This is a genomic window from Streptomyces yerevanensis, assembly GCF_000716805.1.
Classification (GTDB): Bacteria; Actinomycetota; Actinomycetes; order Streptomycetales; family Streptomycetaceae; genus Streptomyces; species Streptomyces flaveus.
The window spans coordinates 325,909-343,990 of record NZ_JNWJ01000002.1 but is presented as its reverse complement, the minus strand read 5'-3'; the positions used below and the strand labels follow the sequence as shown (position 1 = coordinate 343,990).

15 protein-coding genes are annotated in these 18,082 nt (G+C 69.9%); 5 read left to right on the top strand and 10 right to left on the bottom strand.

The genetic code is table 11. The features are described from left to right. Positions 1 to 9 precede the first annotated feature (9 nt). Positions 10 to 948, top strand: a complete 939-nt coding sequence (locus OP79_RS03490) for a sigma-70 family RNA polymerase sigma factor (protein ID WP_033318358.1) — start codon at positions 10 to 12, stop codon at positions 946 to 948. A gap of 164 nt (positions 949 to 1,112) precedes the next feature. Here the strand turns inward: OP79_RS03490 and OP79_RS03485 are convergent, their stop codons facing one another. The 8 genes from OP79_RS03485 to OP79_RS03450 form a co-directional block, all read right to left on the bottom strand. After that, entirely contained in the window at positions 1,113 to 1,796 is a 684-nt protein-coding gene (locus OP79_RS03485) for an SDR family oxidoreductase (RefSeq protein WP_033318357.1), read from the bottom strand. Further along, on the bottom strand, positions 1,793 to 2,689 hold the full coding sequence (locus OP79_RS03480) for a cupin domain-containing protein (protein WP_033318356.1): 897 nt from the start codon (positions 2,687 to 2,689) through the stop codon (positions 1,793 to 1,795). The genes OP79_RS03485 and OP79_RS03480 overlap by 4 nt, the downstream gene beginning before the upstream one ends. A gap of 37 nt (positions 2,690 to 2,726) precedes the next feature. Beyond that, positions 2,727 to 4,091 carry an amidohydrolase family protein gene (locus tag OP79_RS03475; RefSeq protein WP_033318355.1) on the bottom strand — a complete coding sequence of 455 codons (1,365 nt, stop codon included), beginning with the start codon at positions 4,089 to 4,091 and terminating at the stop codon, positions 2,727 to 2,729. A gap of 22 nt (positions 4,092 to 4,113) precedes the next feature. After that, on the bottom strand, positions 4,114 to 5,094 hold the full coding sequence (locus OP79_RS03470) for an alpha-ketoacid dehydrogenase subunit beta (protein WP_033318354.1): 981 nt from the start codon (positions 5,092 to 5,094) through the stop codon (positions 4,114 to 4,116). Next, on the bottom strand, positions 5,082 to 6,077 hold the full coding sequence (locus OP79_RS03465) for a thiamine pyrophosphate-dependent dehydrogenase E1 component subunit alpha (RefSeq protein ID WP_033318353.1): 996 nt from the start codon (positions 6,075 to 6,077) through the stop codon (positions 5,082 to 5,084). The genes OP79_RS03470 and OP79_RS03465 overlap by 13 nt, the downstream gene beginning before the upstream one ends. Next, on the bottom strand, positions 6,074 to 7,411 hold the full coding sequence (locus OP79_RS03460; protein ID WP_033318352.1) for a M24 family metallopeptidase: 1,338 nt from the start codon (positions 7,409 to 7,411) through the stop codon (positions 6,074 to 6,076). The genes OP79_RS03465 and OP79_RS03460 overlap by 4 nt, the downstream gene beginning before the upstream one ends. A gap of 54 nt (positions 7,412 to 7,465) precedes the next feature. Continuing rightward, positions 7,466 to 8,134, bottom strand: coding sequence for a helix-turn-helix domain-containing protein (locus OP79_RS03455; protein WP_033318351.1), 669 nt, complete (start codon positions 8,132 to 8,134; stop codon positions 7,466 to 7,468). A 103-nt stretch (positions 8,135 to 8,237) separates the two neighbouring features. Continuing rightward, positions 8,238 to 10,319 carry a pectinesterase family protein gene (locus tag OP79_RS03450; protein ID WP_033318350.1) on the bottom strand — a complete coding sequence of 694 codons (2,082 nt, stop codon included), beginning with the start codon at positions 10,317 to 10,319 and terminating at the stop codon, positions 8,238 to 8,240. Between the two features lie 281 nt (positions 10,320 to 10,600). On the opposite strand from OP79_RS03450, the gene OP79_RS03445 reads away from it, so the two are divergent. Genes OP79_RS03445 through OP79_RS03435 form a run of 3 tightly spaced genes read left to right on the top strand, consistent with a single transcriptional unit; the run spans position 10,601 to position 12,882 of the window. After that, positions 10,601 to 11,329, top strand: a complete 729-nt coding sequence (locus tag OP79_RS03445; protein WP_033318349.1) for a helix-turn-helix transcriptional regulator — start codon at positions 10,601 to 10,603, stop codon at positions 11,327 to 11,329. Further along, on the top strand, positions 11,326 to 12,300 hold the full coding sequence (locus OP79_RS03440; protein WP_033318348.1) for a threo-3-hydroxy-L-aspartate ammonia-lyase: 975 nt from the start codon (positions 11,326 to 11,328) through the stop codon (positions 12,298 to 12,300). The genes OP79_RS03445 and OP79_RS03440 overlap by 4 nt, the downstream gene beginning before the upstream one ends. Positions 12,301 to 12,354: 54 nt before the next feature. Beyond that, entirely contained in the window at positions 12,355 to 12,882 is a 528-nt protein-coding gene (locus tag OP79_RS03435; RefSeq protein WP_033318347.1) for an NUDIX hydrolase family protein, read from the top strand. A 52-nt stretch (positions 12,883 to 12,934) separates the two neighbouring features. Here OP79_RS03435 and OP79_RS03430 read toward each other — a convergent pair whose 3' ends face one another. Continuing rightward, positions 12,935 to 13,684, bottom strand: a complete 750-nt coding sequence (locus OP79_RS03430) for an ABC transporter ATP-binding protein (RefSeq protein ID WP_051744376.1) — start codon at positions 13,682 to 13,684, stop codon at positions 12,935 to 12,937. 49 nt (positions 13,685 to 13,733) lie between these two features. Continuing rightward, positions 13,734 to 14,978 (bottom strand): ABC transporter substrate-binding protein, encoded by a 1,245-nt coding sequence (locus OP79_RS03425; protein WP_033318346.1) that lies wholly within the window; start codon positions 14,976 to 14,978, stop codon positions 13,734 to 13,736. A 174-nt stretch (positions 14,979 to 15,152) separates the two neighbouring features. Between OP79_RS03425 and OP79_RS03420 the strand changes: the two genes are divergently transcribed. Further along, positions 15,153 to 17,897 (top strand): ABC transporter permease subunit, encoded by a 2,745-nt coding sequence (locus OP79_RS03420; RefSeq protein WP_051744375.1) that lies wholly within the window; start codon positions 15,153 to 15,155, stop codon positions 17,895 to 17,897. Positions 17,898 to 18,082 lie beyond the last annotated feature (185 nt).

Genomic DNA, 18,082 nt, shown 5'->3' with positions numbered 1-18,082 from the left:
CTGTTCCGCATGGACAGCGTCGCCATCGATCGATTCGAGGCCAGCCGGGGCCGGCTGGCCTCGCTCGCGTACCGTCTGCTCGGCTCGGCCGCCGACGCCGAGGACGCCGTGCAGGACGCGTTCCTGCGCTGGCAGGCCGCGGACCGGGAACGTATCGAGGTGCCGGAGGCGTGGCTGACCAAGGTCGTCACCAATCTCTGCCTCGACCGGCTCCGCTCGGCGCAGGCGCGCCACGAGCGAGCTGTCGGAGACTGGCTGCCCGAGCCACTCCTCGAGGGCGACCCGATGCTCGGCCCTGCCGACACCTTCGAGCAGCGCGAATCGGTGTCCTTGGCCGTACTGACCCTCATGGAGCGCCTTTCGCCGGTCGAGCGGGCCGCTTACGTCCTGCGCGAGGCCTTCTCGTACCCCCACGCCGAGATCGCCGGGATCCTCGACATCACCGAGTCCGCGAGCCAGCAGCATGTCCACCGGGCCCGACGCCGGGTCGCCGCCGAGCGCCGCGGCGGCGACGAGGTGGACCCCGCGTCCGCGCGCCGGGTCGTCGAGGAGTTCCTCGCCGCCGCCACGTCGGGGCGCACCGAACGGCTGGTGGCGCTGCTCACCGACGACGTGACGATGGTCTCGGACGGCGCCGGACTGGCCAAGCGGCTGTTGCGGTACAAGACGCGCGAGCGGGTCGCCTCCTACGTACGGGCCGGCTTCAAGCCCACTCCGGCGAAGCGGCGGCTGGCCGGCGGCTCGCCCGCGATGCATATCGCGCTGGTCAACGGCTCCCCGGCCGTACTCGCCGTGGTCGACGACCGGGTCGTGGGCGCCGTGGCGTTCGAGGTCAGCGACGGCAAAGTCGCGTCCCTGCGCGGCGTCGCCGCCGCGAACCGGCTCGCGCGCCTCAACGAGGCCTGGCGGCAGCACGAACCCAACGCGCCGGTCATCAACGCATGGTGACCAGAGCCACCGGAATCCAGCGACCTGAGTCGGAGCGAGGGCGGCACCCCATCGGTCCCCGCGCCGCAGCCACGAGGATGCGATTCCTCCCGGGGTTGAAGCTCCGGCGCTCCTCGCAAGAATTCGCTGAGCTCAGCCCCTCCTGACGACCGCCACGCGCGCCGTCATCGCAGCAGCCACCCGCCGTCCACGCTCAGGTCGACCCCGTTGACCGAGCGGTTACGGAGGAGGAAGTCCACGGCGTCCACCACGTCCCCCATGGTGGCCAGTCGGCCCGTCGGCGTCCTCTCGACCAGGGCGTCGAGCGGCTTGCCCGACCAGAAGGGGCTGTCGCCGACGACGCCCGGGTGCACGGCGTTGACGCGGATCGGGGCGAGCTCGGTGGCGAGGGTGCGCACGAGGCCGGTGACGCCCGCGTTGATGGTGGCCACCGTGGTCGCGCCCGGGTAGGGGCGCTCCTTGGCCTGTCCGCCGAACAGCACGATGGCACTGTCGTCGTGGAGCCTCGGCCGCAGCGTGTGCACGACCTCCGTGTAGCCGACGAGCTTGAGCGTGACCAGGCGGGTGGCCGCGTCGATGTCGTACTCGGTGACGCTGTTGTGGTCGCGGGAGATCCCGACGAGGACCAGGTGGTCGACCCACCCGACATCGCTCAGCGCCCCGGCGATCTCGTGCGGCCGGGACAGGTCGAGGGCGAGGCCGCGGGCCGCGCCGGTCTCCTTGGCGGCGGTGGCGGCCCGGCCGGCGTCGCGCCCGGTGAGTACGACCTCGTCGCCGCTCTCCGCGCGGTGCCGGGCGAACTCCCGGCCGATCCCGGACGTACCGCCGATGACGACCACGCTGCTCATGGTTTCTCTCCCAACGTCTCCCGCAGGTAGTCCCAGTCCCTGGTGAACCGGTAGGAGTGCCGCGACGGCGGCTGCGGCGCCTGTGTCTCCAGCCAACGCACCGGTCCCGTACCGGCGTTGGCGAAGCTGTGCACGCAACCGGCGCCCGCCCAGGCCGCGTCACCCACGCCGAGCCGGTGGCGTTCGCCGTCGAAGGTGGCGTCCACGGTGCCCTCGACGATCAGATACGTCTCCTCGAAGGGGTGGTCGTGGCTGCCGGCGACGCCGTCGGGCGCGTACTGCACCATGAACATCGTGGAGGCGACCGCGCCCAGGTCGCTGTCCACCATCATCTTCACGGTGATGCCGCTGTAGACGAGCAGCGCGGTCCGCATGCTCGCCGACACGGCCAGGAGGTCCTGGGACTGCTTGCCGGGGTCCATCTGGGCGGCCTCGAAGTGGCCGAACGAGCGGGTGCGCGGGTCGCGTACGTCGATACGGACCGGCTCGCGGGCCGGCAGCGCGGGCACCGCCTGGGTGTCGTAGCCGTAGCGGGCTCGCGGGACCGGCGCGAGCATGTCCGCCCAGCGCGCGACGGTGTCCCCGGCGCCGCGCCAGGCGTGCGGCACGCCCGTCGGCAGGAGTCCGTAGTCGCCTTCCTCCAGCAGGTACGAGCCCTCGGGTACGTCGAGGATCACCGTGCCCGACAGCACGTGGAAGGACTCCTCGTACGCGTTCACGTGGGCGCCGATCGCTCCGTCCGGCGCCAGTTCGCAGATGCCGAAGCCGCTGTGCACGGCGCCGTCCGCCTCGTCGACGACCGTCCGTCGTCTGAACCCGCTGCTGCTGTACGGCAGTTGGGTCGGGGCGACGAATGTGGCGTCCGCCGCCCGCCGTACGGCGAAGTGGGTCATGCCCGCCCCTTCCTGCGCGCCCTGTGTCCGGACTGCCTCACGCCTGCTGCTTCTTCCGGGCCGCGACCGCCGCCACCAGCCGGTCACGGGACTCCTCGACCAGGCGCCGCGCCCGCGCGGTGTCGGCGAGCAGCTTGCCGTCGCGCTTGCGGACCGTGCCGTCGACGATGACCGTGTCGACGTTGGACACGTCCGCGCACAGGGTCACCGCGGCGACCGGGTCGATGAGGGGCGCGATGTTGAGGGCCGTGGCGTCGATGGCGACGATGTCGGCGCGTTTGCCGGGGGTCAGTGAGCCGGTGCGGTGCTCGAGTCCCGCGACATGTGCGCCGTTGACGGTGGCGATCTCCAGCATCTGACGTGCGGTCAGCATAGTTGCGGGGACGGGTGTGTCGGCCTGCCAGCACTCGGCGTTGACCCGGGCACGCTCGCCGCCGAAGGCCGCGCGGATCTGGGTGAACATGTCGCCGGGCACGGTGGTGACCACGTCGATGCTCAGGCTCGGCCGCAGCCCGTACTCGATCGCCTTCATCACGGGCGGCCAGCCGTGCCCCATCTGCTGCTCCACCTGCGGCGCGATGGAGACCGTACCGCCGCTGTCGGCGACCATCCGCCACTCCTCCTCGCTGAAGTAACAGCAGTGGATGTAGGTGGTGTCGGAGCCGAGCAGCCCGAGGTCGTGCAGCTGCTTGACCATCCCGAAGCGGCCGGCCAGCCGGCCCATGCCGACGTGCACGGTGATCGGGATGTCCAGCTCGCGTGCGAGGCGCCACTCGGCCTCGACGACGTCGTTGATGCAGAATCCCGGGCCGCGAGTGGCGAGCGCCATGGTCAACAGGCCGTCGTCCGAGGCGAAGTGACGCTCCCTCATCCGTCGTACGTCGTCGGCCGGTATGGCGATCTTGCTGTCGAACCAGTAGTCGGCGAGCGAGGTGTTGGCGCTGCCGTACGCGTACTGGGCGCGGATCCCGGTCTCGCCCAGCGCCCGCACGGCTGCGTCGGGATGCTCGGGTGAGTTGTTGATGTGCGACCAGTCGACGAGCGTGGTGATCCCTGCATTCAGGCACTCGAGGGAGCCCGCGAGGTTGCCCGCGTACACGTCCTCGGGACCGTAGACGGGTGCGAAGGTGTCGAGGACTTCGACGAAGTAGTCGTCGAGCGTGGCATTGGGCGCGCAGCCGCGGATGGGCGCCTCCCAGGTGTGGCGGTGGGTGTCGACAAAGCCCGGCACGACGATGCGGCCGGTCATGTCGAGGACTTCGGCGTCGACTTCGGCGTCTATCCGCGGCTCGACCGCCGTGATCTTCCCGTCCTCGATCAGTACATCGCCCTCGGGCAGGTCCCCGATGCCGGGGTCCATCGAGATCACGTGGCCCGAGCGCAGAAGCATCCGACTGGTCATCGGCCTTCCTCCCTTGGTGTGTTCAGTACGCGGCGAGCCGCCGGACCGCCGTCACGACCTTGTCGACGGTGGGGATGACCTGCTCTTCGAGCGCGTCCGCGAAGGGCAGCGGCACGCACTCGGCCGCGATCCGGCGTACGGGCGCGTCGAGGAGGCCGAATCCCTCGTCGGCGACGACCGATACGAGGGTGCCGCCCCATCCGCCCTGGTAGGGGTTCTCCTCGACGGTCACGAGCCGCGAGGTCTTCGCAAGGGAACCGAGCACCGTCCGCGTGTCCAGCGGCACCAGGCAGCGCAGGTCGATCACCTCGGCGTCGATGTCCTCCTCGGCCAGCCGTTCGGCGGCCGTCAGCGCCACGGGCACCATCGAGGCGAGGGCGACGAGCGTGACGTCGGCGCCTTCGCGTACGACGGCGGCCTGCCCGAGCTCGACGATGTGGTCCGGTGGCGCGGGCGGCCCCTTGGTCGCGAACAGTCCCTTGTGCTCGAAGAAGACCACCGGGTCGTCGCTGCGGATGGCGGCGGCCATCATGCCGATCACGTCGGCGGGCGTGGCGGGTGCCGCGATCTTCAGTCCGGGGACGGTGAACGCCCAGTTCTCGGTGGCCTGGGAGTGCTGGGCGCCGAAGCCGAGACCGCCGCCGTTGGCCGTGCGGACGACGAGCGGCACCGTGACCTGACCGCCCGTCATGTACCGCACCTTGGGTATCTCGTTGGCGAGGTAGTCCCAGCAACAGGCCAGGAAATCGGAGAACATGATCTCCGCGACGGGCCGCATCCCGGTCATCGCGGCGCCCATCGCCGCCCCGACGATGGCCTGTTCGGAGATCGGTGTGTCCCACACCCGCTCGGATCCGAACTCCTTGTGCAGCCCGACGGTCGTCTTGAACACCCCGCCCGCCGCGCCGATGTCCTCCCCCAGGCAGACGACCGCGGGATCGCGCCGCATCTCACGCGCGATGCCATCGGCGACCGCCTCGCGGTAGGTGATCACGTCCGCCACGCCGCACCTCCGTCGGCCCATACGTCGGTGAGCGCCTCCCGCGGATCGGCCGCGGGCGCCTGCTTCGCGGCATCGACTGCCTGCTGTACGAGGCCGGTTGCGCGAGCGTCGGCTTCGGTGACCGCTTCCTCCGGCACGCCCAGTTCGGCGAGCCGCCCACGGGCGAGGTCCAGCGGGTCGTGCTTCAGCCAGCGCTCGACCTCCTCGGCCGGCCGGTAGGTGGCCGGGTCGGTGCGGCTGTGGCCGAAGTGCCGGTAGGTCTGTGCCTCCAGCAGGCTGGGCCCGTCTCCCGCACGGGCCCGGTCCGCCAGTCGTCCCACCGCCTCCTGGACGAGGACCACGTCGTTGCCGTCGACGATCTCGCCGGGGATGCCGTACGCGGGCGCACGGTCCGCCGCGGGGTTCGCCACCGCGGTGACGTCGGCGATCGGCGTGTACTCCATGTAGAGGTTGTTCTCGCAGACGAAGAGCACGGGCAGTTTCCATACGGCGGCCAGGTTCAGCGCCTCGTGGAAGGCGCCGATGTTGGTCGCGCCGTCGCCGAAGAACGCCACGGCGATCTGTCCGCTGCCGCGCAGCCGGGCCGACCAGGCGGCGCCCACCGCCATGGGCAGATGGGCGCCGACGATGGCGTACGAGCCGAGCATGTTGTGCGACGCCTTGGTGAGGTGCATCGAGCCGCCCTTGGCCTTGCAGAGGCCGGTGGCGCGGCTCATCAGTTCGGCGAGGCATTCCTCGGGGGTGGCGCCGCGGGCCAGTGCGTGGTGGTGGCCGCGGTAGGTCGCGAACACGTAGTCGTCGTCCCGCAGGGCCGCGCTCGCGCCGACCGCGATCGCCTCGTGACCGGAGGCGAGGTGGGTGGTGCCCTTGACGAGGCCGGCCATGAACAGGTCGTGGGCGGCCTTCTCCGTACGCCGGATCACGGCCATCTGCTCGTAGAGCGCGAGGAGTTGACCCGCATTCGTCGATGCCGCGGCGGTCATGACTCGCCCCTGCCCTCGGGGGTGTTGAGGTGGGACTGGGCCTCGCGCCGGGTGTTGAGGGCGCCGCCGACCGTCCAGTACTTGCGGCCCGCGACAAGGAGTTCCTCCGCCGGGAACTTGGTGATCACCTCGCACCCGTCGGCGGTGACGACGACCTCCTCCTCGATCCGCGCCGCCGACCAGCCGTCGGCGGCAGGCCAGTACGTCTCCAGCGCGAACACCATGCCCTCTTCGAGGACTTCGGGGTGGTCGAGCGAGACGAGCCGGCTGAAGATGGGCTTCTCCCAGATCGACAGGCCCACCCCGTGCCCGTACTGCAGGGCGAATGCGGCCGTCTCGTCGGGGAAGCCGAACTCCTCGGCGCGCGGCCAGACCTGGACGATGTCGGCGGTCGTGGCGCCCGGCCGGACCAGGGCGATGGCCTCGTCCATGTAGGCGCGGCAGCGGACGTACGCGTCGCGCTGTGCGGCGGATGCGCTGCCGACGGCGAACGTGCGGTAGTAGCAGGTGCGGTAGCCGAGGTGGCTGTGCAGGATGTCGAAGAAGGCGGGGTCGCCGGGGCGGATCAGGCGGTCGCTGTAGACGTGCGGGTGGGGTGAACAGCGCTCTCCCGAGATGGCGTTGACGCCTTCGACGTACTCGCTGCCCAGGTCGTAGAGGACCTTGCTGACGAGTCCGACGCATTCGTTCTCGCGCACGCCGGGGCGCAGATAGCCGTACAGCTCCTCGTACGCCGCGTCGACCATCGAGCAGGCCTGGGTGAGCAGGGAGATCTCGTCGCCGGTCTTGATGCGGCGGGCCTCCAGGAAGACCTGCTGGCCGTCGACGACGTCGATGCCTTCCTCCTTGAGGGCGTGCAGTACGGGCATCTCGGCCAGGTCGACGCCCAACGGCTCGCCCGCCAGGCCGTGTTCGCGCAGCACCTGGGCGATCTTGGCGGCGACGTCCTCGGCGATCCCGGCGTCGGGATGGAAGGCGCCGCGAAGGGTGGAGATGCCGGCGCGGGCGCCGGTGGGCGGTCCGCCCTTGCCGTCGCTGTAGTCGAGCCAGGGGTTGTAGAGCTGGTGGTGGCGGGCTGCGGAGCCGAAGTCCCAGACGACCGGTTCGCCGCCGCGGACGAGCAGCGCGAAACGGATCAGCTTGTCCATGGCCCAGGTGCCGATGTGAGTGGACGACATATAGCGGATGTTGGAGAAGTCGAAACTGAGCAAGGCGCCCAACTCGGAACGGTTCAGCGCGGCGTTCAGCCGGGCAAGGCGCTCCTTGCGCAGCCGGTCGAGGTCGACGCGCTCTTCCCAGTCGACGGCGTTGGGGCCGAAAGTGCGGATCGCCATGGCGAACCTCCCCTTCGAGTGAACGACCGTCCGGCGGGGGTGTCAAGGCAAGTGTCAAGGCATACTGAACACGAACCAGACGCCGACGGCCGGTTCGTCCCCGTCGTTGCGATAGCGGTGGGGTGTCGTCGACTCGAAGGACACCGCGTCGCCGGGCCGGAGCGTGTACTCCTCGAAGCCGAGGGTGAGCACCAGCTCGCCGGAGGTCAGATAGCCGTACTCCGTGCCCGGGTGCCGCATCAGCCCGCCCGAGCCGGAGGATGCGCCGCCGGGCCGGTAGGTCACCAGCAGGAAGTCGACGTCCGCGCCCGGGACATGCCCCAGCCGCTCCCATACGACGCCCGAGTCGAGCTCAAGCACCTCCCGCTCCTCGGCCCTGACCAGCGGCCCGATCCGGTGGCCCGGGTCGGCGGCGAAGGCGGCGAGCGCGTGCAGGACGGTGCCGGGCGGACCGGCGACGGGCGAGGCGGGAGCCGGCACCGGCGCGGCCTCCTCCCCGTCGATGCCGTCATAGCCGTCGAAGAGCGACTCGACGGGGATGGAGAGCGCGGTGGTGATCGCGTACAGCGTGCTGACCGACGGCTGGCTCTTCCCGGTCTCGATCTGCGAGATCAAGCTCGCGGACACACCGATCTCCCGCGCCAGACCGCGCAGGCTCATGCCCCGCGCGGTGCGCGCCTGCCGGATGCGCGCACCGACGGGCGGCACGACCACTGGGGACACGGACGGCTCCTCTCACGGCATCGTTCGTTCTCACTGAACAGTTCCTATTGAACAGCGGGATCGAACCGAGCGGAGGGCCTGGCCGAAAACCGTGAAAGCTGTCCTACGACGCGCTCGGCTTCCAGTCGCCCAGCCAGTCGCCGATCTCCTGGTCGGCGGCCTGGGCATCGGTCAGCTGGGGCCGGTCGCCACTCGCGGAACCGGAGCCGGGACCGGTGTTCTTGTACTCGGCGAACCGGTCGTCCTTCCACGAGAAGCCACTCATGTCGGTCCACGGAGCGGACTTGATCGCGCTGCTCAGGGACGTGTTACGGACCGTGGTCTGCGGGTCGAGAGCGGCGTCACCGCCCGCGTGCCAGGGGCGTCCCAGGTGGAAGCTGGACGCGGACACATCGCCGTTGACGGTGCTGTTGGCGATCAGGATGCCCTTGCGGCCCGCGGCCGTGCTGGGCGCTGTGACGTACCCCGCCGAGTCGCCGTTCCACCGCTTCTTCAGCGTGATCACAGACTTGTTGATCACCGCGCTGGCCCGGCCGAAGATGAAGTCGACGTTCCCGACGATGTAGGAGTTGTTGACGTAGACCCGGCCGAGCTTGTCCTTGGACTGCGTGTCCAGCAGCAGCGTGTCCTGGTCGCCGGTGACGATGATGCTGTCGAGTACGACCTTGTCGGCGGCGGTGCGCAGGGCGACGGCCTGGTGTCCGTTCAGGCTCTGGTTCTTCGCCTCGTCGAAGTCGTTGTCGATGGTGAGGTTACGGGCCTGGAAGTCATCGGCCTCGACGGCGACGGTCGCGCTTCCGCTGGTGCCGTAGTTTCCCGAACCGTCAGGCTTCGGCGTCCCCGAGGCGTTGTTGAAGACGATCACGGTGTCCTTGCGGCTGGCTCCCGTGCCCTGGAAGGTCACATACGGCTTGTCGCGCGGGACCTTGACCAGCTCGCGGTAGGTGCCGGGCTTGATGGAGATGACCACCCGTGAAGTGTTGTTCGCCGGTACGGCGTTGACGGCGGCCTGGACGCTCGTGAACTGCCCGCTGCCGTCCTTGGCGACGGTGAGCGTGGTGTCGGCGGCGCTCGCCTTCGTACTCGTACCCGCACTCGCCGCCGTGCCGATCGAAGTCCGTGGCCCCGCACCGGACTTGAGCAGCGCCGGGACGTCGGCCGCCTTGTCGAGGGTGTACTTGTAGAAGCTCTTCGGGTCGAAGGCCGTGCCACCGCTCTCGTTACGGCCGCTGGTGCCGGAGAAGACGTTGCCGCGCTGGACCACCGCCGCGGTGCTGTCCTTGGTGACGGGGTTCTTGAGCCCCTCGAAGACGCTGTTCTCCAGCACCATCTTCGTCTTGCCGCGCGCGTAGTTGCCGTAGGACGTGGTGATGTCCGTGTTCGGCACGTCCTGCAGATAGTTGTTGTAGAGGTGCGCGTGGGCCACGTTGTCGGTGGACGGGTTGCGCTGCTCGGTCTCGCGGAACCAGTTGTGGTGGATCGTGAGGTCGGCGGTCGTGTTCTCGGTCCAGCCGATGCCGAAGGTCTTGTTGTTGTCGCTCAGCTTGTTCCAGGACACCGTCACGTTGGTGGTGTCCTTGCGGCTGTCGATCAGGCCGTCGGCCATGTGCCGCAGATCGTTGTGGTCGATCCAGACGTGGTGCGCGCCGTCCATCTGGATGGCGTCGAAGTCATGGTCCTTGTCGTTCCACTCACCGGCGTACGAGTCCCGGATCGTCAGGTTGCGGATGATGACGTTGTGCACGCCCTGGCCCAGGAAGAAGCCGCCGCCGACGATCTGCCCGGAGGTGCCCGAGCCCACGATCGTCTTGTCCGAGGCGACCTTGATCTCCTTGCCCTTGGGGTCCATGTTGATCGTGCCGGCCACGACAATGACGTACGGCTCCTTGGCCGTCGCGTACTTCTCCAGATCGGCAAGAGTCTTCACGGTGACGGTCTTGCCGTCACGGCCGCCGTAAGTGCCGTTCTGTCCCTGCGAGTTGACCGACGCGAAGCCGTCGGCGACGTCATCGGCCCACGCCGGGGCCGGGGTCGCCGCCGAGGCGCTGCGCTGCGCGTCCTCGCCGAACACGCCCAGATCCGTGCCGTACGCCATGCCTGCCGCCGCGGCCACCGCCACCGGGATGCCGATCGACAGCCCGACCTTGCGCCTACGGTGCCGCGCCCTCTGCTGCTTCGCTTCCATTTTCCTCAACCGCCCTGGTGACATGAAGTCGTGCATTGCCGCAAGGCAGTTGCCGCTCCGGGCCAAAGGGTTGCCGCATTCCCTGCCGCGAAATTTTCGACGAAAGCAGTGCACCCATCGCCGTCTCGCCCCGCCGCCACGCCCGGGCTGACGCCGCTGTCTCGCCGAGCCGCACACATACGGGGACGGCTGGGTGAGCGCTGCACGGAATCTGTCTAGACATGTAGTCTAGGTACTGGACCAATTGTCCAGACCCGGTAATCCAGCCCCTGGAGCACGCGATGTCGACCGACACCGACGAGCAGGACGCGATCATCGCCGCGCTCACCCCCGTCATCGACGGCATCGCAGCGACACTCGGCTCGTTCTGCGAGGTGGTCGTGCACGACTTCCGGCGGCCGGAGAAATCCGTGGTAGCCATCGCGGGCTCAGTCACCGGGCGCGGGGTCGGTGGGTCGATGAGCGAGATCGGGATGGGCATCCTCGCCCGCGGCGACGAGGCGAGCGACGAGCTGAACTACCTCACCCGCACCCGGACGGGGAAGATCGTCAAGTCGTCGACGATGGTCCTGCGCGACTCCACCGGCACGGTGTTCGGCGCCCTGTGCGTCAATCTCGACATCACCGCCGTCAACCAGGCCCACGCCCTGATCGGCGAGATCGCGGGGGTCGCCACCGGACCGGCCGACGTGCCGACCACGACGTTCGGCAACGACATCGGTTCCGTGGTGGACGCCATCGTCGACAGCCATCAGCTGCGGCAGAACAAGACCTGGTCCGAGCTCGACCGCGCCCAGCGTCTCGAGTTGTTCCGCAGCCTGGACGAACGCGGTGTCTTCGCCGTACGCCGCGCGGTCGAGCAGGTCGCCGCCCGGCTCGGCATCTCCCGCGCCTCCGCCTACAACTACCTGTCCGACGCCAGGGCGACATCCCGCACACCACCGAGCGACGCGTCCACGACGGACGGCACCGAGCCCGGCGCCACACCCCCCGAAGGAGCCCAGCCATGACGCACACTCCCCCGGTCACCCTCGACGACGTCCGCGACGCCGCCGCACAGATCAAGGGCGTGGCCCACCGCACCCCCGTACTGCGTTCCCGCACCCTGGACGCCCTCGTCGGCGCCCAGGTCTTCTTGAAGTGCGAGAACTTCCAGCGCATCGGCGCGTTCAAGTTCCGCGGCGCCTACAACACCGCCTCCCGCCTGTCGCCGGAGCAACTGGCCAAGGGCATCGCCGCCTATTCCTCCGGCAACCACGCCCAGGCCGTCGCCCTCGCCGCACGGGAGCTGGGCACCACCGCGGTGATCCTCATGCCTGAGGACACGCCTCAGTCGAAGATGGACGCCACCGCCGGTTACGGCGCGGAGATCGTCACGTACGACCGCTACACCGGTAACCGTGAGGCCATCGGCGAGGCCCTCGCCGCCGACCGCGGCCTTGCGCTCATCCCGCCGTACGAGCATCCGCAGGTGATCGCCGGACAGGGCACCGCGGCCCTCGAACTGGTCGAGGAGGCCGGGGAGTTGGACGCCCTGGTCACGCCGGTGGGCGGGGGCGGGCTGATGGCCGGCAGCGCCACCGCGGCCAAGGGCCTGCACAGCGGGATCCGGATGATCGGCATCGAGCCGGAGGCCGGAGACGACACCAAGCGTTCCCTCGAGGCCGGCCGGCGCGTCTCCATCCCGGTGCCGCGCACGATCGCCGACGGGCAGGCGGCGGACATCCCCGGCGAGCTGACGTTCTCCGTCAACCAGCGCCTGATCGACGACATCTTCCTGGTCACCGACGACGAGATCCGCGACGCGATGCGGTTCGCCTTCGAGCGGCTGAAGATCATCGTCGAGCCCAGCGGCGCCACCGGCCTGGCCGCCCTGCTGGCCGGTCGCGTCGAGCGGCTCCCGTCCCGCGTCGGCGTGATCATCTCCGGCGGCAACATCGACGTGAGACGCTTCGCCGAGCTGTGCGGGAGCGGAAGCTGAGGCGTGCGGGAGCGCGAGCCGAGTGGCGGAAAGTATGATCAGCGAATGTCTGACATGACCGAAACCACGCCCGGCTGGCTGAGTCCCGACGAGCTCGAGTACGCGCGCGCCCACATGCCGATCCTGTACGTCGAGGCCGTACCCGTGAGAGTCGACGACAGCGGCGAGGTCACCAGCATCGGGCTCCTGCTGCGCATCGGGCCGGACGGAACGGTCAGCCGTACCCTCGTCTCCGGCCGCGTACTGCACCACGAACGCGTCCGGGACGCCCTCCTGCGCCACCTGGAGAAGGACCTCGGCCCGATGGCGCTGCCCCATGTGCCGGCCTCCCTTCAGCCCTTCACCGTCGCCGAGTACTTCCCGACGCAGGGGTTCACGCCGTTCCACGACCCCCGCCAGCACGCGGTCGCCCTCGCCTACATCGTCCCGGTGACCGGCGACTGCCGTCCCCGCCAGGACGCTCTGGACCTGGTCTGGTTCAGCCCGCAGGAAGCATCGGAGGCACTGGTCCTGAGCGAGATGCCGGGCGGGCAGGGAGTCCTCCTCAGGCAGGCCCTCGCACACGTCGGCTGCCTGTCCTGAAGGAGACAGCCTGTCCTGAGGGAGACGGAACGGCTGAAGGATCCCGTGACGTTCACATGGGCGCCGCGGTCCCCGGCCGGGCTAGGTAGGAGGACTCGACGGCGTCCAGGTTCTCGCGCAGCTCTCGCGGGGTGCCGGTCATCTCGATGCGGCCCCGGCGCAGCACGTACACCCGGTCCGCGATGTCCAGCACCTTGCGTACGTGCTGCTCGACCAGCAGCGCCCCCAGGCCCCGGTCGGCTGCTTCGCGCACCGCGCGCAGCAGCCGCTCGACCACCAACGGGGCGAGCCCGAGCGACAGTTCGTCGGCGAGGAGCAGCCGGGGCGACCGGCACAGGGCGCGCGCCAGCGAGAGCATCTGCTGCTCGCCGCCGGAGAGCATGCCCGCGCCGGTCCTGAGCCGTTTCTCCAGTTCGGGGAACAGCTCCAGGGCGCGGGCCGCCTCCACCCGGCCGACCCGCAGGTTCTCGGCCACGTCGAGCCGGGTGAAGACCGCGCGCTCACCGACGTACGCGAGGCCCTGCCGGGCCCGGCGGTGCAGCGGCGCCCGGCCCACGCCGCCCAGCCAGCGCACCTCGCCGCTCATCGGCGCCAGATCACCCGCCAGCACCCGCAACGTCGTCGTCTTGCCCGCACCGTTGGGGCCGAGCAGCGCGACGACCTCGCCGGGGCGCACCTCGATGTCGAGGTCGCGTACGACGGGCTGGGTGCCGTACCCGGCGGACAGTCCGCGGGTCGCGATCAGGGGCTCCGCGGGCGCTTCGGCTGCGGCGCCGGGGCGGTCGGGTGCGCTGGTGGACACAGGACTTCTCCTTCCGTAGTTGCCACTTTTGCGGACTGACCGACCTTGTTCAGCCGGCCGACGCGGTCAGCGCTTTCCGTACGTCGACGAAGTCCGAGCCGGACTCGGCCCACTCGATCTTGCCGTCTTTCAGCACCAGTTCGGTGGCGGTGGTGTTGTGGATGCGGTTCATGCCCTTCATGGGCAGGGCGGTCGCGGACGTCCAGGTCAGCGGCGGGGTCAGGCCACCGGTGTCGATGCCCTTCGCGGTGTTGAGCTCGTTCACCAGGGCCTTGGAGGTGATCTCCGGCAGCTTCGCGGCGGCCTCGCTGAAGACCTTGAACGCCACCCAGGTCGTCGCGTTGGCCCCGTTGGAGAGGTCGACGTCCTTGCCGTCGATGGCCGCCACGGCGTCCTTCCAGGCGGGGTCGGAGACCGGCGGGTAGTAGCCGGTGACGGCGGAGCCGTCCAGCGGGCTGCCGCTGCCGCCGGTGGTCTCGGCCAGCTCGGGGGTGAGGTTGCCGACGACGCTGCCGAGCTCGGTCTTGGCGCCGGACTGCAGATACGCCTTCACGAACAGGTCCGAGTGCGTGCCCAGGATGACGCTCACGCAGTCGCTGTCCCTGGTCGCCTCGGCCACCTGCGGGGCGAGGTCGGTGGCGGTGACCGGCACCTTCAGGTCCTTGGGCGGCTTCCCTCCGGCGGAGACCACTCCGAGGCCGAGGAACTGCGTGACGATCGCGGCGGCGGCGACGTCGTAGCGCACACCGGAGATCTTCTTGCAGCCCGCCTCCACCAGCTGACGGCCGTGCGCGGCGAAGACCACGGGGGTGCCGCCGTTGACCGGGAAGGACAGCGGGTTGGAGAACTCCGCGGCCGACACTCCGGTCCCGCCGATGTAGGGGATGCCGGCCTTCTCCAGGATCGGCATGTAGCGGTCCCCGGCGAGGCTGTACGAGCCGACCACCGCGACCACCTTTTCGCTGACCGCCTGCTGGGCGCAGTTCTCGGCCTCGTCGGGGTCGTTCTTCTCGTTGCAGGTGATGACCTTGAGCGGGCCGCCCTTGATGCCGCCGTTCGCGTTGATCCACTTCTCGTACGCCTGGGCCGTGATCCGGACGCCGGGCTGCGCGCTGCCCTGGGTGTTCTCCGGTGCCCAGACCATCACCTTGACCGGTGTGCCGGTCAGGGCGGACGCGGCCGCGCTGCCTGCGGGCTCCTCCTCCTCGCCACCCCCGCAGCCCGCGATGAGCAGGGCTCCGGTCATCGCGAGACAGCTCGCTGCGGTACTTCTGCGCCGGCGTGAGTCGTTCATGGTTCCTCCGCGAAAGCTCGCGCCCCGGACGGGCGACGGTGAAGAGGGGACCAGCATGGGGCGCGGCCTTTGGTTAGAGAAGTACTCTTGCCAGAATTATTTAAATAAATGTGCTGTACGGTCTTGCCGCGCCTCCCGGCGTTCGCTACTCATGAAGCCCTGGAGGTTCATCTGGTGGACGACATCCTGCGCTTCGCGCTCCTGGGCCTCGGGCTCGGTGCGCTCTACGCGCTCACCGCCCAAGGCATCGTGCTGATCTACCGAGGCTCCGGCGTCCTGAACTTCGCGCACGGCGCGATCGGGATGGCCGGCGCCTATGTGCAATGGGAACTCGCCGTGCAGCACGGCGTGCCCTACTGGACCGCCGTCGGCTGCGGCGTCCTGGTGGCCGGGCTGCTGGGGGTGCTCACCCATCTGCTGGTGATGCGCCCGCTGCGCCGGGCATCCTCACTGGCCCGGCTGGTGGGCACCCTGGCCGTGTTCATCGTGCTCACCGCCGCGGCCGTCAAACGGTACGGCGACAGCGTGCAGCTCGTGCCCGGCAAACTGCCGTCCGACCTGCTGGAAGTGGCCGGGGCGACGGTGTCCGAGGACCGGGTCTGGCTGCTCGGGATCGCGATCGCCATCACCGTCGCGCTCCATCTCCTCTACAAACACAGCATGTTCGGGCTCGGCACCACGGCGGTCGCCGAGAACCAGAGCGCCGCCTCCTCACTCGGCTGGTCCGCGGACCTGATCGCCGCCGCCAACTGGGGGCTCGGCTCGGCACTCGCGGGTCTCACCGGCATCCTGATCGTGCCGGTCATCGGCCTGTCCGTGAACGGCCTGACCACGCTCCTGCTGAGCGCGCTGGCCGCCGCCCTGGTCGGCAGGTTCTCCTCGTTCCCCGTCACCCTGGCGGGCGGCCTCGTCATCGGCATCGTGCAGTCCGAACTGACCCGCTTCGGCACGGACATCACGGGCCTCGCGGCGTCGGTGCCGTTCCTCGTCATCGCTCTGGTGCTGGTGGCCCGCGGCCGGGCACTGCCGCTGCGCGGCACGTTCCTGGACCGGCTGCCGGCGCTCGGCACCGGACGCGTACGGCCGGTGGCACTGGCCGTCACCGTCGCGGTCGCCCTGCTGCTGGTGGCACTGTCCACGCCGCAGTGGGCCGACGCGATCACCAACACCCTGGTGCTCTCCCTGATCATCCTGTCGATCGTGGTGGTCACCGGTTACGCGGGACAGGTCTCCCTCGCGGCGTACGCACTCGCCGGAACCGGCGCCTTCATCGCGGGGCACGCGGTCGCCGACTGGGGCTGGCCCTTCGAACTCGCCCTGCTGGCAGGCGTGTTGGGGACCGTACCGATCGGCCTGCTGTTCGCTCTGCCTGCGGTCCGCACGCGCGGAGTCAACCTCGCGATCATCACTCTCGGCCTCGGCACCACGCTGGAGGTGATGGTCTTTCAGAACACCGACCTGGCCACCACCCCCGGCAGCGACGGCATCGCGGTGGGCAAGCAGACGCTGTTCGGCATCGACATCTCCGGCGTCGACCATCCGCAGCGGTACGCGGCCCTGGTGCTGCTCCTCTTCATCGGAGCCGCACTGGTGGTGGCCAACATCCGGCGCAGCCGGACCGGCCGCCGGCTGATCGCGGTCCGCGCCAACGAGCGGGCCGCCGCCGCACTCGGCATCGGCGTACGCGCCACGAAGCTGTACGCGTTCGGGGTGTCCGCGGCGATCGCCGCACTCGCGGGCGTGCTCACCGGCTTCCGCTCGACCTCGGTGGTCTTCACGGACTTCGCGGCCTTCGACTCCATCACCGCGCTCGGGCTTGCCGTCATCGGCGGGGTCGGCTTCCTCGTGGGCCCGCTGTTCGGCGCCACGTTCGCCGCGGGCACGGTCGGCGCCCGCTTCGGGGATCTGGTGGTGCCGGGACTGAGCGAGTGGATGCCACTGATCGGCGGGATCATTCTGCTGCTCACCCTGGTGGGCAACCAGGACGGGATCGGTCAGGGGCTCGGCAAGCAGGCGGCGGCAGTCGAGCGAAGGCTGCCCCGGCGACGCTCCATCGACCGGGCGCCTGCCCCCGCCCCCACTCCCGTGGCCGCGCCGGACGCCCACCGTGCGGCACCCCTCCCACTCCACGTCACCAACCTCACCGTGCGCTACGGCGGTGTCGTCGCCGTAGACGACCTCTCCTTCGCCATCGAGCCCGGCCGGGTCACCGGCCTCATCGGCCCGAACGGCGCGGGCAAGACCTCCGCCATCGACGCGGTCACCGGCTTCACCCGGCCCGCCTCCGGCAGCGTCCGCCTCGGCGACCGGGACCTGACCGGCACCGCCGTGCATCTGCGCGCCCGCGCGGGCCTGAGCCGGTCCTTCCAGTCACTGGAACTCTTCGAGGACATGACCGTCCTGGACAACCTGTACGCCGCCTGCGACCGGCCCGGTCCATGGACGTATCTCAAGGACCTGATACGTCCAGGAAGCCGTCCCCTGCCCGCCCAAGTACTCGTCGCGGTACGGGAGTTCGGCCTTGAGAGCAGCCTGGACCGTTCGGTGGGCGACCTCTCGTACGGCGAACGCCGGCTGCTGGCCATCGCCCGCGCGGTGGCGACCTCACCGTCCGTCCTCCTGCTCGACGAGCCGGCGGCCGGGCTCTCGGACGACGAGACCCGCGAACTGGCCCGACTGGTACGGCGACTCGCCGAGGACTGGGGCATGGGCGTACTGCTCGTCGAGCACGACGTCGACATGGTCATGAGCGTCTGCGATCAGGTCGTCGTCCTCGACTTCGGCCGCCGGATCAGCGTCGGCACCCCGGACGAGGTGCGCGCCGATCCGGCGGTGCGGGCGGCCTACCTCGGCGACCTGTCGCCGGAAGAGGCCGAGGAGGCGGTGCCCGGGGCGGAGGGGGATCCCGTGAGCGCTTAAGTGCGCGCGCAGGCGGTGGGCACCGAGGCCACCGCCTGCGACGGGTCGCGGACCAGACTGCCTCGACCGGTGCTCCGCCCTTGACCATCACTCGGGACAGATGGTCCGGAGCATGGAAACCCGCCGCGACCCACAATCTTCGTGATGTGAATCACGGCGAGCCCTGGCATCGGGAAGCAGAAGCC

Coding starts and splice junctions, on each gene's coding strand:
- OP79_RS03460 (WP_033318352.1), bottom strand. CDS start 7,411: ATGGCGATCCGCACTTTCGGCCCCAACGCCGTCGACTGGGAAGAGCGC.
- OP79_RS03440 (WP_033318348.1), top strand. CDS start 11,326: ATGACGCACACTCCCCCGGTCACCCTCGACGACGTCCGCGACGCCGCC.
- OP79_RS03445 (WP_033318349.1), top strand. CDS start 10,601: ATGTCGACCGACACCGACGAGCAGGACGCGATCATCGCCGCGCTCACC.
- OP79_RS03450 (WP_033318350.1), bottom strand. CDS start 10,319: ATGGAAGCGAAGCAGCAGAGGGCGCGGCACCGTAGGCGCAAGGTCGGG.
- OP79_RS03425 (WP_033318346.1), bottom strand. CDS start 14,978: ATGAACGACTCACGCCGGCGCAGAAGTACCGCAGCGAGCTGTCTCGCG.
- OP79_RS03490 (WP_033318358.1), top strand. CDS start 10: ATGGACAGCGTCGCCATCGATCGATTCGAGGCCAGCCGGGGCCGGCTG.
- OP79_RS03485 (WP_033318357.1), bottom strand. CDS start 1,796: ATGAGCAGCGTGGTCGTCATCGGCGGTACGTCCGGGATCGGCCGGGAG.
- OP79_RS03475 (WP_033318355.1), bottom strand. CDS start 4,091: ATGACCAGTCGGATGCTTCTGCGCTCGGGCCACGTGATCTCGATGGAC.
- OP79_RS03435 (WP_033318347.1), top strand. CDS start 12,355: ATGACCGAAACCACGCCCGGCTGGCTGAGTCCCGACGAGCTCGAGTAC.
- OP79_RS03480 (WP_033318356.1), bottom strand. CDS start 2,689: ATGACCCACTTCGCCGTACGGCGGGCGGCGGACGCCACATTCGTCGCC.
- OP79_RS03465 (WP_033318353.1), bottom strand. CDS start 6,077: ATGACCGCCGCGGCATCGACGAATGCGGGTCAACTCCTCGCGCTCTAC.